Here is a 15,308-nt window from a genome sequence, read left to right as displayed (position 1 = left end):
GGAGACAAGCCCCCGATGCCACCAGAACAACCGGCCGACGCGCCGCCGTACGTCGATGTCCTGATCGTCGGTGCCGGCCTCTCCGGCATCGGCGCCGCCTGCCACCTGCAGGCGCAGTGCCCGGGCCGCAGCTACGCGATCCTCGAAGGGCGCGAACGCAGCGGCGGCACCTGGGACCTGTTCCGCTACCCGGGCGTGCGTTCCGACTCCGACATGTACACGCTGGGCTACGTGTTCCGCCCGTGGACGCAGGCCAAGGCGATCGCCGATGGCCCGTCGATCCTGCAGTACGTGCGCGACACCGCGCGCCAGCACGGCGTCGACGACAAGATCCACTACCAACACCGCGTGGTGCGCGCCGCCTGGTCGAGCGCCGACGCCTGCTGGACGGTCGATGTCGAGCAGGGGCCTGACAAGCAACTCGTGCAGTGGCGCAGCAACTTCCTGTTCCTGTGCAGCGGCTACTACCGCTACGACGCGGGCTACACGCCCGACTTCGCCGGCATGGCCGACTTCAAGGGCCGCATCGTGCATCCGCAGCACTGGCCCGCCGACCTGGACCACAGCGGCCAGCGCGTGGTCGTGATCGGCAGCGGCGCCACCGCGATGACGCTGGTGCCCGCGATGGCCCAGACCGCCGCGCACGTCACGCTGTTGCAGCGCTCGCCGACCTACGTGGTGGCGCGCCCGGCCGAAGACCCCATTGCCAACCGCCTGCGGCGCCTGTTGCCGGCGATGGCCGCGTACCGCCTCACGCGCTGGAAGAACGTGACGCTCGGCATGCTGTTCTTCCGGCTCGCGCGGCGCAAGCCGGCGCGCGTCAAGCGCATGCTGCTGGGTGGCGTGCGCCACGCGCTCGGGCCCGGCTACGACGTCGCCACGCACTTCACGCCGCGCTACAACCCGTGGGACCAGCGCCTGTGCCTCGTGCCCGACGGCGACCTGTTCGCGGCGCTCAACGCGGGCCGTGCGTCGATGGTCACGGACCACATCGACACCTTCACGCCCAGCGGCCTGCGACTGAAGTCGGGCCGCGAACTCGAGGCCGACATCGTCGTCACCGCCACCGGCCTCGAACTGCAGGTGCTCGGCGGCATCGAACTGAGCGTGGACGGCCGTCGCATCGACCCCGCCGGCACCTTCAACTACAAGGGCATGATGTACAGCGACGTGCCCAACCTGGCTTCGTCCTTCGGCTACACCAACGCCTCGTGGACGCTCAAGTGCGACCTGACCTGCGCCTACGTCTGCCGGCTGCTGAACCACATGCGCAAGCACGGCTGGCGGCAATGCACGCCGCACAACGCCGGCCCCGATCTGTCGCCCGAACCGTGGATCGATTTCAGCTCGGGCTACGTGCAGCGCTCACTCGAAAAATTTCCGAAACAGGGCGCGCACACGCCGTGGACGCTGCACCAGAACTACCTGCGCGACATCCTCCTGCTGCGCCTCGGGCGCGTGGACGATGGGGTGATGGCGTTCTCGAATCGCACGGCCTGACTGTGCTTCGTGACACGGCGATGTATAGCTCTGCTGAATACAACATCGAAGATTTTTGAATTGGATCGATGGCAGGCGGCGGTGATTTACTCCGCCCGGCGTTGCACTCACCGTGCGGAGACGGTGAGGCAGCTCCCGGGAATCACCCCACGACCCTGTGATGAGGAGACCTCATGAAGTCATCGATCCGTGCATCCCTGGCGGGCCTGCTGTTCGCAGCGCTTGCAGGCCATGCAAGCGCCGCTTCGCTGGACGCTTTCGCGACCACGCCGAACGCGGCCATCTCCGGCAACAACAGCGAGAACCTGACGCAGTCCACGCCCGAGATGTGCGCGTCGGCCTGCCTGGGCGCGCCGCGTGGCGCCTGGTGCGTCTCGTTCGACTACAACAAAACGAACCAGAGCTGCGACCTCAGCGACAAGCGTGCCGCCGACGTGGGCGGGCTGAAGACCGACTACCCCGGCAACCCCTATGACCACTACAGCCTCAAGCCCGATCCGCTGAAGCCGTTTGCGCACACGGCCAATGCGGCCATCAGCGGCTACAACACCGAAGCCCTGCAGACCGTGACGCCCGCCGACTGCGCCAACGCCTGCACCGACGCGAGCCGCACGTCGTGGTGCAAGTCCTTCGACTACAACAAGACGCAGCAGCGCTGCGACCTGAGCGACAAGCGCGCCAGCGACATCGGCGGCCTGAAGACCGACTACGCCGGCAACCCCTACGACCACTATTCGCTGATTGCGGGCGAGGGCGTTCCCAACCCCGTGCCCGGCAACAAGCACATCCTGCTGATCGGCCTGGACGGCCTGCGCGGCGACGCCATCCAGTGCGCGGGCTGCGTGCAGACGCCCGCGATGTCGGCGCTGATTGCCGGCGGCGCCTTCCACGGCAACGTGCTGGCGGGCGGCACCAAGCAGGCGACCGTGAGCGGACCTGGCTGGTCGTCGGTGTTCACCGGCTTCTGGGCCGACAAGCACGGCGTGACCTCGAACACGACCACCTTGCCGCTGAAGAAGACGCACGTGTTCGACCAGATCAAGGCGGCCTGGCCGACGGCCACGACCGCGGTGGTGGGCGACTGGTTCAACATCACCCACAACCTGCGCCCGGCGCTGGCCGACTTCGTGGTCGCCAACGCGGCCAAGAACTCGCAGCAGGCCACCGATGCGGTCAAAGGCTGGCTGAGCTGGAAGAACCCGCCGACGGCCATCTTCTATTACCTGCACAACGCCGACATCCACGCGCCGAGCTACGAACCGCTCAACGCGTTCTACCAAGGCAAGATCGCCGGCGAAGACCAGCAGATCCAGCAGGTGCTCACGGCGCTCACGTCGCGGCCTAACTACGCGAACGAAGAATGGCTGATCGTCGTCACCTCCGACCACGGCGGCACCGGCAGCGGCCACGGCGGTCAGACGGCGGGGGAACGCAGCACGCTGCTGATCCTGAACAACAACCACCTGAACCCGCTCAAGCCCAGCTACTGCCTGGGCAACCTCGGGGGTACCGCGCTGACGCAGGTGGACGGCACGACGCCGCACATCCTCGACTTCCTGGGCCTGCCGAACACCACCGAAGGGCAGAAGCACCCGGCGTGCGGCAACTGAGGTCGGGCGAATCTGGAGAGCGCCGGAGGGGAGGGTAGCCCGCGCGCATGCCGTGCGCGGCAAGCGAAATGCCTACCCTTCGGCGATGTGCGGGTTGAACCCGCACATAATCTCGCGTTTTCTTTTGTTCTGAATCTCTCAGGTAGCCACGCCGTGTCGAAGCCAACCTGCCCCTGGACTTCGATCCGCCTTTTCCGGCTGTGGTGCGCCTGTGTTCGAACACTATTACCGCGAGCTGCTGAGCTTTCTGTCCCGCAAGGTACCCGACCGCGCCACCGCGGCCGACCTGGCGCAGGAGAGCTACGTGCGCGTGTACGAGGCGCAGCGCACCGGCAGCGTGGTGCGCGACCCGCGCGCGTTGCTCTACCGCACGGCCCGCAACCTCGTCACCGACCACCACCGCCGCACCAGCGTGCGCGCGGGCGGCGACACGGCGACGCCGGATGAGGCACCGCCCGACGCCGACGACTGCATCGGCCCCCAGACCTTCGAGCCCGACGCCATCCTGTCGTCCAGCCAGGGCATGGCGGCCATGGTCGCGACCATCGACCGGCTGCCCCCGCGCTGCCGCGAAGCCTTCGTGCTCTACAAGTTCGATGGCCTCTCGTACGCCGAGGTGGCCGTGCGCATGGGCATTTCGGTGCGCACGGTCGAGATGCAGTTGCGCATCGCGATGGAGGCGTGCTGGGCGTGCCTGGAGCGAACCCGTGGTCCGGAGTGAGATGAGAGACCGCAGAACACGCACCATTACAGGGTTTGACCACGCTCGTGCGTCTACCCCCCTAAGAACGATGCCCACGTCATGACCCTCACGTCGCCTCCGTCCGAAGAAGCCCAGCGCCTGCGACAGGACGTGCTGGACTGGTTCGTCCGCCGCCAGCGTGCGCACTGGGGCGCGAGCGAGGAGCGCGCGTTCCAGGCCTGGCTCGGCGCCGATGCGCGCCATGGCGCAGCGTTTCGCGAATGGGAGTCGCGCTGGCGCGCCTTCGACGCGATCGCGCCCGAGACCGTCGCGGGCTGGCGCAGCGGCTTCGAAGGCAGCGCGCCCGCCACGCCCACGCGCCGCGGCTTCCTGAAACCGGCCCTCGTGCTGGCCGCCTCCGGCATGGCCGTCGGCGCTGGCTACCTCGGGTGGAGCCACGTCCAGGCCCAGCCCGTGTTCGAACAGGCCTTCGCCACCCGGCGCGGCCAGCAGCTCGAAGCGCCGCTGCCCGACGGCTCCCGGCTGCGGCTGGACACCGCCACCCGCCTCGAAGTGCGCCTGTTCCGCGACCGCCGCGAGGTGACGCTGATCGACGGGCAGGCAGTCTTCGCGGTGCAGTCCGATGCGAAACGCCCCTTCGACGTGCTGGCCGGTCCGCTGCGTGTGCGCGTGGTCGGCACGCGCTTCGCCGTGCGCCACACCCCCGGCATGCCGGGCGCCGACGGCACACGAGTGTCGGTGGAAGAGGGCAAGGTGCGCGTGCTGCGCCGGGCGCCGGATGCGACGAGCGAAGTCTTCCTCGTCGCCGGCCGCCAGGTGGAAAGCGACGCGCAGGGCCGGTTCTCCGCCGTCTCGGCCGTGCCGCGCGACGGCATCGCACCCTGGCGCGATCACCGCCTGAGCTTCGTCGACACACCGCTGGCCCGCGCGCTGGCCGAGCTGGAGCGCTACGGCAGCACCGGCCTGGTGGTGAACGACCCGGCCGTGGCGGCCCTGCGCCTGAGCGGCACCTTCGATCCGCGGGACGCGCGCACGCTGCGGCGCGCCCTGGCCAGCGCCTTGCCGGTGCAGCTGAAGGAAAACGGCGCGGTCGCGGAGCTCGTGCCGGCCCTCTAAAACAAAAGAAGCAAAGATTTTTTAGTCGGCACTACGGGGATTCCGCCGGCTCGTGCGTCAGCCCAGATAGGAACCATTTGCATTCACTACCTGGAAGACGTTCGATGACGAAGCGCTTGATAACAAAGATGACACCCGCGCCGCTGGCCCTGGCCGTCGCATTGGCCCTGGCGAACGCGCCCTTGATGGCCCGGGCGCAGGGCGCGCCCCAGCCGATCAGCATCGCGGCCCAGCCGCTGGCCGAGGCGCTGAACGACTGGGCGCGGCAGACCCGCATCCAGCTCGTCGTGCAGCAGAGCCTGGTCGCGGGCAAGACCGCGCCGGCCATCTCCGGCAGCCTCACGGCACGGCAGGCACTCGACCGGCTGCTGGCCGGCAGCGGCCTGGCGGCCACGATGGAAGGCAACGCAGCCGTCATCAAGGCCGCGCCGGCCTCCGGCGGCACCTCCACGCTGCCGGCCGTGACCGTCATCGCCGACGGCGAAGAAAGCGCCACCGGCCGCGTGCAGGGCTACGTCGCCAAGCGCAGCGCCACCGGCACCAAGACCGACACGCCGATCATCGAGACGCCGCAGTCGATCTCGGTGATCACGGCCGACCGCATCGAGGCCATCGGCGCCACCAACCTCAAGGACGCGCTGGGCTACACGCCGGGCGTGTCGACCACCACCTACGGTGCCGATTCGCGCTACGACTGGATCTCGCTGCGCGGCTTCGACGCCTATTCGCCGGGCTTCTACCTGGACGGCCTGCCGCTGCGCAACAACAGCACCTGGGGCGTGTGGCGCACCGAGAACTACGGCGCCGAGCGCATCGAGCTGCTGCGCGGCCCGTCGTCGGTGCTGTACGGCATGAGCGGCCCCGGCGGGGTGGTGAACGTGGTCAGCAAACGCCCGACGGCAGAGCCGATTCGCGAGCTGCAGCTGCAGGTGGGCGACCACAACCGCAAGCAGGTGGCAGGCGATTTCTCGGGCGCGCTCGATGCAGACGGCAAGCTGCTCTACCGCATCACCGGCCTCGTGCGCGACGCGCAATTGCCGGCGGCCAAGGAAGCCGACGATCGCATGTACATCGCGCCCGCGCTCACCTGGAAGCCGTCGAGCGACACCACGCTCACGCTGTTGTCGCAGTTCTCGCGCACGCGCGGCGGGGTCTACACGCGCGCGCGGCCGCAGGTCGGCTCGCTCGATCCGACCGCCATCGGCACCCGCATTCCCTCGAAACTGTTCGTCGGCGAGCCCGGCTTCGACCGCTTCAATCAAGACCAGGAGATGGTCGGCTACCAGTTCGAGCACCGCATCAACGACACCTTCACGGTGCGGCAGAACGCGCGCTACGCACACCAGAAGCTCGACTACACGGGCACGCAGCTGACCGGCTTCATGGCGCTGAACCCCGAGGTGCCGAACGACCCGCTCAACTTCCAGCAGATGTCGCGCAGCGTGTTCGGCAGCCGCGAAAACATCGGCGCCGTGGCGCTCGACAACCAGCTGCAGGCCGACTTTCGCCTGGGCGAGACGCAGCACAAGGTGCTGGTCGGGCTGGACTACCAGCGCACGCGCATCGACCAGGTCACCTTCAGCGGCGGCAGCGCCTCGCCGCTGAACATCTACGCGCCGCGCTACGGCGGCCCGATCGCGTTGCCCGAGCCGTACTTCAACGGCATCACCCGGCTCGCGCAGACCGGCGTCTACCTGCAGGACCAAATCAAGTGGGGCGACCGCTGGACGCTGACGCTGGGCGGACGCTACGACACCGCCGACAGCACCGTGGACAGCCGCCTCGACGGCGCGCGCCAGCGCATCCGCGACCACAAGTTCACCAGCCGCGCCGGCCTGGTCTACCTGCACCCGAGCGGCTGGGCGCCATACCTGAGCTACTCGGAGTCGTTCGCGCCCACGGCCACCATCGACCCGGTGTCGGGCGACCCGTTCAAGCCTGAAAGCGGCAAGCAGTACGAGGCCGGCGTGCGCTACCAGCCCACGGGCAGCAAGGCGATGTACAGCGCCGCCATCTTCGACCTGCGGCGCAAGAACTACATCAGCTACGACGCCGAGTTCATGCCCAAGCAGACGGGAGAGATCTCGGTGCGTGGCCTGGAGCTCGAGGCCACGGCCGAGATCGCCTCGCGCCTGAACCTCACGGCGTCGTACAGCTACACGCCGCGCGCCATCGTCACGGCCAGCAGCAAGACGAGCGAGATCGGCAAGCAGGCCACGGCCGTGCCGCGCCATCGGGTGTCGGTGTGGGCGGACTACCGTTTTGTCAACGGTGTGAAGGTGGGGCTGGGCGCGCGCTACACGGGCTCCAACTACGGCGACGGCGAAGCCGCGTGGCCGAGCAAGGTGCCTGCATCGACGGTGTTCGACGCCATGCTCGGCTACGACATCGACCGCTGGAGCCTGGCGCTGAACCTGCGCAACCTCACCAACAAGACCTACTTCGCGAACTGCGGCTACCGCAACTGCTACTACGGCTATCCGCGCACGGCGACGGCCACGGCGACCTACCGCTGGTAGTCAGCGACGCTGTGCCAGGAGGTGCCGCCCCAGCGCCTCGAAGGCCGGCAGCGTGACCAGGTCGTTCGCTGCGTTGCCCGCGATCGGGTGCGAGGCGTAGCGCACGATCACCATCTCGGCCTTCGGGTCGATGTAGATGCGCTGGCCGTGCACGCCGCGCGCCATGTAGGCGCCGTGGTCGTTGTGCGTCACCCACCACATGTTGCGGTAGCTCCAGCCTTGCAGCAGCGGGTAGCCGCCCTTGACGAAGGCGGCCTTGTCGCCGCCGCGGCGGATGTTTTCGACGGCGGCCTTGGGCACGATCTGCCGGCCTTTCACGCGGCCGTCGTTGCGCAGCATTTCGCCGAAGCGCGCGAGGTCGCGCAGGCCGGTGTTCAGGCCGCCGCCCGCGAAGGGCGTGCCGATGGAGTCGACGGTGAAGTAGGCGTCCTGCTCGGCGCCCAGGTGGCGCCAGATGCGCTCCGACAGCAGCTGCGCCACGGTGCGGCCGGTGGCGCGCGCGATCACCCAGCCGAGCACGTCGGAGTTGACGGTCTTGTAGCCGAAGCCCTCGCCGTGCTTGCCCTCGGGTTGCACGGTCTGCAGGAACTCGTAGTAGCTGCGCGGGCCGGTGTAGTCCTTGGGCTTAGGGAGCGGGTTGCCGGCCTGCGCATGGGCCCAGACCTCGGCCTTCGGATCGGCATAGTCCTCGCTGAATTTCAGGCCGGTCGTCATGTCGAGCACCTGGCGCACCGTGGCGTTGCCAAAGGCCGATTTCGCGAGCTCGGGCACGTAGTCGGCCACCGGCTTGCCGGCATCGAGCTTGCCCTCGGCCACCAGCATCGCGCCCAGCGTGCCGACCACCGACTTGGTGACCGACATGGCGCCGTGCTGCCCGTCGTCTTTCAGCACGCCGAAGTAGCGCTCGTAGACGACGCGCCCGCGGTGCAGCACGAGGATGCCGTCGGTGTAGGTGGCGGCGAGCGATGCGTCCCAGGTCATGGGCGTCTTCGCATCGAGCGGCGTGAAGCTGAGCGTGTCGATGTCCTTGCGCAAGGCCTGGGGCAGGGCGGTGGGCGCACCGAGCCCGCGCGACACGTTCACGGTCGGCATCAGCTGGCGGAAATTCGACACGCTCCAGCGCATCGCCGGAAACCGGAAATAGCTGCCGTCGTCGAAGCGCAGCGTGCGGTCGGGCGGCGGCGGCGAGCCGGTCATCCAGCCGAGTTTGGCGGGATCGCTTGCTGCGGCATCGGGGAATGTGGCATCGGCCGCACCGGCCGACACGGCCAGGGCGGCGAGCCCGGCGGCCAGGAAAACCTGGGCGCCGAAGCGGGTTCTGGATGGGGCGAACATGGCAGTTCCGAAGCAAAGGACCGGACCATTGTGGCCCGCGGCCCCGCCTGCGAACTTCTCACTGACAGCCGCGGCACGGGTTGACAGCGCGCCGTTCGGCCTTTGATACTGAACCCTCCAGTTCATCATCCAACCCAAGGAGATTCCATGCAGAAGATCATTCCCTGCCTCTGGTTCGACGGCAACGGCGAGGACGCGGTCAAGTTCTACACCGCCATCTTTCCGAAGTCGCGCCTGACCGACACGCTGCTCTGGGGCGACGTGAATCCGGCCAAGAAGGGCAAGCTGCTCACGGCCACCTTCGAGCTCGACGGGCAGTCGTTCATGGTGCTCAACGGCGGGCCCGAGTACAAGATCACCCAGGCCATTTCGCTCAGCGTGAGTTGCGAGACGCAGGAGGAGGTCGACTACTACTGGGACAAGCTGCTCGAGGGCGGCGGCGAGCCCGTGCAGTGCGGCTGGCTCACCGACCGCTTCGGTGTGTCGTGGCAGGTCACGCCGATGCCGCTGATCCGCATGTTCCAGGACAAGGACCCGGCCAAGGCCGCCCGCGCGATGGCGGCCATGATGAAGATGATCAAGCTCGACATCGCCACGGTGAAGAAGGCCTTCGACGGGGAGTGACCCCCGCCGAGGCGTGCATCAGACCAGCCGGCCGATCGACTTCTTGCGCCACACCAGCCGGTAGTACGCGGTCTGCAGCAGCAGCATCGCGCCGAAGGTGACCGGGTAGGCGATCCAGATCCCGTCCAGGCCCAGGCCGAAATAGCGGCTCATGAGCCAGGCCACCGGCACTTCCACGCCCAGGATGCAGGCGATGGTGATGAGCGTCGGCACCAGCACCGAGCCGCTGGCGCGCATGATCCCCGACACCGCCGAGGCCATGCCGAACAGCACCATGCTCCACAGCATGATGTGCAGCAGGTTCTGCGCAATCTCGATCACCGGTGCGCTGGTGATGAAGAAGCCCATCAGCGGACGCGAGAACAGGTAGCCCAGCAGCACCAGCCCGCCCGTGAGCACGAGGTTCATGCCGAGCGCGGTCTGCACGATCGCGCCGAGCCGGTTGGCGCGGCCCGCGCCGATGGCCTGCGCGCCGAGGATCGACGTGGTGATCGCGATCGAAATCGCCGGGAACTGCACGTACGCCACCACCTGGTTCACCGCGCCGTAGGCGGCCGTGGCATTGGAGCCGTAGCTGTTGACCATCGACAGCAGCACCACTTCGGCAAGCGCCACCACGATCATCTGCACGCCCGTGGGCACGCCGATCTTCAGCACCGCCTTCAGCAGCTGCGGCTGGATGCGCAGGCAGCGGAAGAACTCCGCGTCGGGCGCGAGCGGGCTCTTTTTCTGGCGCAGCCGGAAGCCCAGCCACGTGGTCGCGACCGCGAACGAGAGCACCGAGGCCCACGCGCCGGCCGCCACGCCGAGCTGCGGCAACCCGCCCCAGCCGCGGATGAGCGCGGGCGTGACGACGAGGCCGATGGCCGTGGAAATGAGCAGCGTCAGCAGCGGCGTGATGGTGTCGCCCACGCCGCGCAGCATGGCCGTGGCCAGCAGGAACAGGAACACACCGGGCATCGCGATCAGCATGATGCGGGCGTAGCGCGTGGAGTCGGCCAGCACGTCGGGCGGCGTGCCGAGCATGGCCAGCATCGGCGTGGTGAAGACACCGCCGAACACCGCGATCGCCAGGCCCAGCAGCAGGCCCACCGTGAGCGTGGTGCCCGCCACCGCCTTGGCCTTGGCCGCGTCGCGCGCGCCCCAGGCCTGGCCGATGAGCACCGAGGCGCCGGCGCCCAGTCCGATGATGAAGGCGATGAAGAAGAACATCACCGGGAAAAAGCTCGACACCGCCGCCAGCGCGCTCACGCCGAGCATCTGCCCGACGTAGACGTTGTTGATGGTGCCGGAGAGCGACTGCAGGATGTTGCTGAGCAACATCGGCGCCAGGAAGAACAGGAACACCTTCCACAGCGGACGCGCCGCGCCCACGGGCGCCACGGGCACGCCCCGCAGGCCGCTCGGGTTGCCGGGGCTGCTGGTGGATGTGGTGCTGCTGCTGTCGGGCGCCGCGCTCATGCGGCACCCCAGCCACCGGCCGACAGCTTGTGCAGGTGCACGCGCAGGTCGGTGGGCCAGGGTTCGACAAGGTCGCTGAAGCGCTGATGCTCGCCCGCGAACAGCGCACGCGTGGCTTCCTCGAAGTGGGGCAGGTTGCCCGCGATGGCGGTCATGAAGCGGTAGGTGGCTTCGCGCGCGGCGCGCACGGTGTCGCGGTCGGCGTGCACGTGGCGTGCGTCGTCGACCAGCTTGCGCAGCGCCACCGAGGCGCCGCCCGGCTGGCGGCCGAGCCAGTCCCAGTGACGCGGCAGCAGCGTGACTTCGCGCGCCACCACGCCCAGGCGCGGACGGCCGACGCCGCGGGGGGCGTCTTCGTGTTTTTCGGCTTCGAGCGCGGAGGTTTCGATGGCCTTCGGGTCGCGCAGATCGACATCGAGCTGCTCGCCGGTCTGGTCGTCGAACACGAGGCAGGCGGCGGCATCGCCGCGCTCGCGCAGCTGTGTGAGCACCTGGGCCTTGGTGCCGGCGGCGACGCGCTGGAAGCCGGCAAACGCGGTGAATGTGGTCGGTAGTTCGTCGGGTGACATGCGGATTCTTTTTGGGTTGTCGATCCGGGCGGAACGAAACGAGGTTCGTAATCTACCCGCAGGACGGTTCAGGCGTGCGGCGTGTCGTGATCGCACAGCACCCGCAGCGCGGCACGGAGGTCTGGCAGGCGTTGCGGGTCCAGCGATTTCACGGCGTCGGCGCAGGTCGCCTCGACGGTCGTGAGGGCGGCCTGCACCAATTGCTTGCCGCCGCCGCGAATCACCGCGTGGCGCCGGTTGTCGCCATCCGTTCCCGTCATGCGCTCGGCCAGGCCGGTCTTTTCGAGCAGCACCATCTTGCGGATCAACGCCGACATTGGCAACCCCAGCGTGTGCGCAAGTTCGACCATCGGCACGCGGCCGTTGCCGGCACGCAGCAGCAGGTGAAGCAGGGTGAAGTCCTCGTAGTCCAGGCCGTGGAAGGCGCCCAGGTCTTCGTTGAGTTTCAGGCTCAGGCTGGCGTGGGCGCGGCCGAGGTCGAGGCAAAAGCCCAGTGCGTCGGTGCTCATGGTGTGTTGTATCCCTTGTCGCCGGTGCACTGGAGTTCCTCGCGCCAGAGTTCAAGCAGCTTTTCCAGCTCGGCCGCGCGGTCGAAGGCGGGGTCGTCGCGCTCCTTCACCCGGTCGATCACCTCGAAGCTGAACTGCGTCGCGCCGTGCGCCACCCAGTCGCGCTGCAAGGCCTTGTTGCGGTGCGAGCGCAGGTTCAGCTCGAAGCGGGCGCGGTTCATGGCGCCTTCGAGGTCGAGGCTGCCGGACACGTAGACGCGGCCGTCCGCCAGGTTGCGGATCGCGAAGACGCCAGCGGGGCGCACGCTGTCCTTGTATTGCTTGACGAGGGTACGTCGCGTGGTGGGAGATGGATTCATCTCCAAATATTACCCGGGCAAAATATAAAACGCAATACACCCGGGTAAAAATAGATTCACTCGGCCCGCAGCCGGTGCCATCCCCGAAGGACGCGCCGGTGCACAGCCCGCACGATGCGCCAGGGGCGGCTTTCGCGCACCCGCGTCAGCACGCCGTCTTTCCATGCCTTCCAGCGCGGGTACCAGCGGGCGAACCAGGCCAGCTGCATCAGCGAGCCTTCGACCAGCTGGAAGATCCGCGCGACCACGGCCGTGCCCGCGAGCTTGGCCAGCAGCAGCACGGCCATGCCGCTGACCGCGTGGCCGCGCCCGAAGAGAAACAGCGCCAGCAGCTTCACAGGGAAAAGCAGCAGCACCGGCACGAAGAACGCGAGCAACGCGCCCCAGGGCGGCAGCGCGCGCAGCAGGTTTTCGAGCCGCGCCCAGAAGGGCAGGCGCGACAGCCGCGCGACCAGCGCCGCGAGCGGCGCCCAGCCCCATTCCTCGAACAGCAGCACCGGCACGAGGATCGTGGTGGCAACAGCGCGAAACAGGGCGCGCAAGGCGCGCACGAGGGGGTTGTGCATCCGCGAAGGGTATCCGCACATGGCCGTGCGCCGCCGGAACCTTGCGGACCCGGCGGCGCATCGTGCGGAAAGGCGGCGTCTGCGTGCCGGTCTACTTGCGGCCGACGCTGCTGTCTTCCGCAGGCCGGAAGAACAGGTACTCGCCCCGGCCCAGCTCGGGCGTCACTTCGTAGCCGCTGCACCGCGTGACGTTGCACTGGATGATCACGACGCGCGGCCAGATCGTGGCCGAGGTCGGAAATCCCGGCATGTACTGCGGCACGTGCCAGACGCCGTAGTCGCCCACCGGCTCGGCGTTCTCCGTGCCGCTGGCGTTCTGCAGGCCGCTGCCCAGTGGCATCCGCTCGATGCGGATGATCGGCGTGGCGGCGACCGACGCCGTCGCCACGCAACAGGCGGCCAGCCAGAGAGGAACGGTCCTGGTGTTCATGATGATGGACTCCAGATCCGACCTCATTGCGCGTCGGCCGGTGCTGCAGCCACCTCGTCGGCCGAGTCAGCCAGGCGGCGCGTGATGCGCGCTTCCAGGATGTCCGGCTGCGGGGCCAGCGCGACCGGTGCCACGGCGCTCACCATCACCGGTGCCGGCTCAGCGGCAGGTGCCGCGGCCTCCTCGGCGGGCGCTGCAGCCACGGGGGCCGGTGCCACCTCCGGCGCAGCCGTCGGGACGACGGTCGCGGCGGGCGCGGGTTGCGGTGCCGGGGTTGCCATGGGCATCGCCTCGACCAGCGTGGCCGGTGCGGCGGGCTGCTGCACCGCCACGACCGGCGCGGGCGCCGGGGCCGGAGCCAACGCGACAGGCGCTGCAGGTGCCACAGGCGCCACCGGCTGGGGCACGGCCACCGCCACAGGGACTGGCGCAGGCGCCGCGGCCACGGGTGCCACGGGCGCCGCCGGACGTGCCGCCATTGGTGCGCCGCTGCCCGATGCCTGCGGCCCGAACGCGCTCACGCGTTCTTCAACGGTCATCGACTGCGGGCACTTCGAGCCGGTCATTTCCAGCGCGGCCTGGGCCTGCGGGTCCATGCAGTCCATGGCCAGGGACGCTGCCTTCATGCCCTTGTTCCAGAGCTCGCGGCTCATCTTCAGGCGCTTGCAGTGTTCGTCCGTCCAGGTGGTGCCGAAGCTCAGCCCGATGCCTGCGCTGTTCGCGCTGGCGCTGGTGCTGCCCATGCAGGTGTCATTGCTGGTCGTCAGGTTCGGGCCGCTCACGGAGGGCACGTTCTTGACGGTGTAGCTGCCACGGTAGTCGACGACGCTGGTCGTGGCACCCGTGTTGTTGATGTTCTGTGTGCTGTTGCTGTCCACCGTGGCCCGGGACGTGACATCCGAGGGGGACGAGCTGTTGAAGTTCACCGCCTGGGTGTTGCCCTGGGCGTTCGTGGTGGCGGAACTCGTTGACTGGTTGTTGGCGCCGCCCGCCGTTTGCGCCAACGCGCCCGCGGACAAGCCCAGCAAGGTCAGGGCGATCAATGTTTTCATTTTTTCGACTCCTTTGGGAAGCAGGGGGAGGGGCGTGCCCCTCCCCATTTGTGGTCCAACAACCGATGGTCCAGATCGCTCAGGGAGCGTTGGCCGTTGCGCCGGAGATCGCGCCGCCTGCGCTGCCGCCACCGTTGCTGAAGCCCGCTGCGTTGCCCACGGCGAAGTTGATGACGCCCGAGGAGCCGCCCGTCGAGCCCGACGTGGCCGAGGTGCTGGTGCCGTTGACGATGCCGTTGACCGCTGCCGAGTTGGCGCTGAAGCCCGCCGTCGTGCCCGAAGTGCGCGTGACCACAGCCAGACCGCCGCCAGGACCTGCAGCGGTGGCTGCGGTGTTGTTGGTGGTCGAGCCGGCTGCGCCGCCTGCCGAACCGCTCACGGGGTTGGCACCGCCGCCGGCGTAGTTGGCATTGGCGCTCGAGGTCGCATTGGCCTGTGCATTCGCACCGCCTGCGGCCACGCCGTTGCCGGTCGTTGCAGCCACGCTGGTCACACGCCCTTGCGTGGTGGCCGCACCGCTGGCCGTGGCACCGCCGACACGCAGGAATGCGTTGCCTGCTGCGCCGCCCGCCGCGTTGGCCGTGGCCGACGAGGTGGAGCTGGCTGCGTTGTAACTGAGTGCGCTGCCCGTTCCGGAGCTGGCAGCGACCGAGCCAGCCGAGCTGGAGGAACCGGTCGTGGTGTTGGTGACGGCGAGCGCCACGCTGCTGCCGGTTGCGGTCCCGATGCCAGCCACGAGAACCACTGCCATGGCGATAAGAGTCTTCTTCATGATGCTTCCTCGATAGTGTTGAAACGAACCCGATCGCCGGCGAATCCGGCCATCAGCGACGGTCAGCGAGCACGGAGTGAAGGGATTCCGTTGCGACCGGGATGCAGTTTCAGCGGGGGGGAGCGATCGAAAAATGCCTCAGGCTGGGTAGAGCAAGGCTATGGCGAAAGCAATGCCTGAAGG

Annotated in this window: 15 protein-coding genes; 6 read left to right on the top strand and 9 right to left on the bottom strand. The window is 68.4% G+C overall.

Annotated features, from left to right (window positions below):
- The first annotated feature begins 15 nt into the window (after window positions 1-15).
- The 5 genes from CY658_RS18265 (at window position 16) to CY658_RS18245 (ending at window position 7,448) form a co-directional block, all read left to right on the top strand.
- On the top strand, window positions 16-1,500 hold the full coding sequence (locus tag CY658_RS18265; RefSeq protein WP_101491558.1) for a flavin-containing monooxygenase: 1,485 nt from the start codon (window positions 16-18) through the stop codon (window positions 1,498-1,500).
- A 173-nt stretch (window positions 1,501-1,673) separates the two neighbouring features.
- A complete protein-coding gene (locus CY658_RS18260; RefSeq protein ID WP_101491557.1) occupies window positions 1,674-3,110 on the top strand; it encodes a PAN domain-containing protein in 1,437 nt (478 codons plus the stop codon).
- Between the two features lie 211 nt (window positions 3,111-3,321).
- On the top strand, window positions 3,322-3,831 hold the full coding sequence (locus CY658_RS18255) for an RNA polymerase sigma factor (protein WP_101491556.1): 510 nt from the start codon (window positions 3,322-3,324) through the stop codon (window positions 3,829-3,831).
- An 81-nt stretch (window positions 3,832-3,912) separates the two neighbouring features.
- Window positions 3,913-4,929 carry a FecR family protein gene (locus CY658_RS18250; RefSeq protein WP_101491555.1) on the top strand — a complete coding sequence of 339 codons (1,017 nt, stop codon included), beginning with the start codon at window positions 3,913-3,915 and terminating at the stop codon, window positions 4,927-4,929.
- A gap of 104 nt (window positions 4,930-5,033) precedes the next feature.
- On the top strand, window positions 5,034-7,448 hold the full coding sequence (locus CY658_RS18245) for a TonB-dependent siderophore receptor (RefSeq protein WP_101491554.1): 2,415 nt from the start codon (window positions 5,034-5,036) through the stop codon (window positions 7,446-7,448).
- On the opposite strand, the gene CY658_RS18240 is transcribed toward CY658_RS18245, so the two are convergent.
- Window positions 7,449-8,645: a serine hydrolase domain-containing protein gene (locus tag CY658_RS18240; RefSeq protein WP_257884942.1), complete on the bottom strand. Its 1,197-nt coding sequence runs from the start codon at window positions 8,643-8,645 to the stop codon at window positions 7,449-7,451. It lies immediately after the preceding gene.
- Window positions 8,646-8,930: 285 nt separating this feature from the next.
- Between CY658_RS18240 and CY658_RS18235 the strand changes: the two genes are divergently transcribed.
- On the top strand, window positions 8,931-9,407 hold the full coding sequence (locus CY658_RS18235; protein ID WP_101491552.1) for a VOC family protein: 477 nt from the start codon (window positions 8,931-8,933) through the stop codon (window positions 9,405-9,407).
- A gap of 18 nt (window positions 9,408-9,425) precedes the next feature.
- Here the strand turns inward: CY658_RS18235 and CY658_RS18230 are convergent, their stop codons facing one another.
- The 8 genes from CY658_RS18230 to CY658_RS18195 form a co-directional block, all read right to left on the bottom strand.
- The gene (locus CY658_RS18230) at window positions 9,426-10,868 is read right to left on the bottom strand and encodes an MATE family efflux transporter (protein WP_101491551.1); all 1,443 of its coding nucleotides are present in this window, start codon (window positions 10,866-10,868) and stop codon (window positions 9,426-9,428) included.
- Window positions 10,865-11,437, bottom strand: a complete 573-nt coding sequence (locus tag CY658_RS18225; RefSeq protein WP_101491550.1) for a DUF2239 family protein — start codon at window positions 11,435-11,437, stop codon at window positions 10,865-10,867. Before CY658_RS18225 ends, CY658_RS18230 begins: the two co-directional genes overlap by 4 nt.
- Window positions 11,438-11,505: 68 nt before the next feature.
- Window positions 11,506-11,946 (bottom strand): AsnC family transcriptional regulator, encoded by a 441-nt coding sequence (locus CY658_RS18220; protein WP_101491549.1) that lies wholly within the window; start codon window positions 11,944-11,946, stop codon window positions 11,506-11,508.
- A complete protein-coding gene (locus CY658_RS18215) occupies window positions 11,943-12,305 on the bottom strand; it encodes a GIY-YIG nuclease family protein (RefSeq protein WP_101491548.1) in 363 nt (120 codons plus the stop codon). The genes CY658_RS18220 and CY658_RS18215 overlap by 4 nt, the downstream gene beginning before the upstream one ends.
- A 56-nt stretch (window positions 12,306-12,361) precedes the next feature.
- Window positions 12,362-12,871, bottom strand: a complete 510-nt coding sequence (locus tag CY658_RS18210; RefSeq protein WP_101491547.1) for a hypothetical protein — start codon at window positions 12,869-12,871, stop codon at window positions 12,362-12,364.
- A 91-nt stretch (window positions 12,872-12,962) separates the two neighbouring features.
- On the bottom strand, window positions 12,963-13,301 hold the full coding sequence (locus CY658_RS18205) for a hypothetical protein (RefSeq protein ID WP_101491546.1): 339 nt from the start codon (window positions 13,299-13,301) through the stop codon (window positions 12,963-12,965).
- 23 nt (window positions 13,302-13,324) lie between these two features.
- On the bottom strand, window positions 13,325-14,353 hold the full coding sequence (locus CY658_RS33045; RefSeq protein ID WP_257884912.1) for a hypothetical protein: 1,029 nt from the start codon (window positions 14,351-14,353) through the stop codon (window positions 13,325-13,327).
- 79 nt (window positions 14,354-14,432) lie between these two features.
- Window positions 14,433-15,125 (bottom strand): hypothetical protein, encoded by a 693-nt coding sequence (locus CY658_RS18195; protein WP_101491545.1) that lies wholly within the window; start codon window positions 15,123-15,125, stop codon window positions 14,433-14,435.
- Window positions 15,126-15,308 lie beyond the last annotated feature (183 nt).

It is taken from the genome of Variovorax sp. RO1 (genome assembly GCF_002849325.1).
Lineage (GTDB): Bacteria > Pseudomonadota > Gammaproteobacteria > Burkholderiales > Burkholderiaceae_C > Variovorax.
This window is presented reverse-complemented; position numbering and strand designations above follow the sequence as displayed.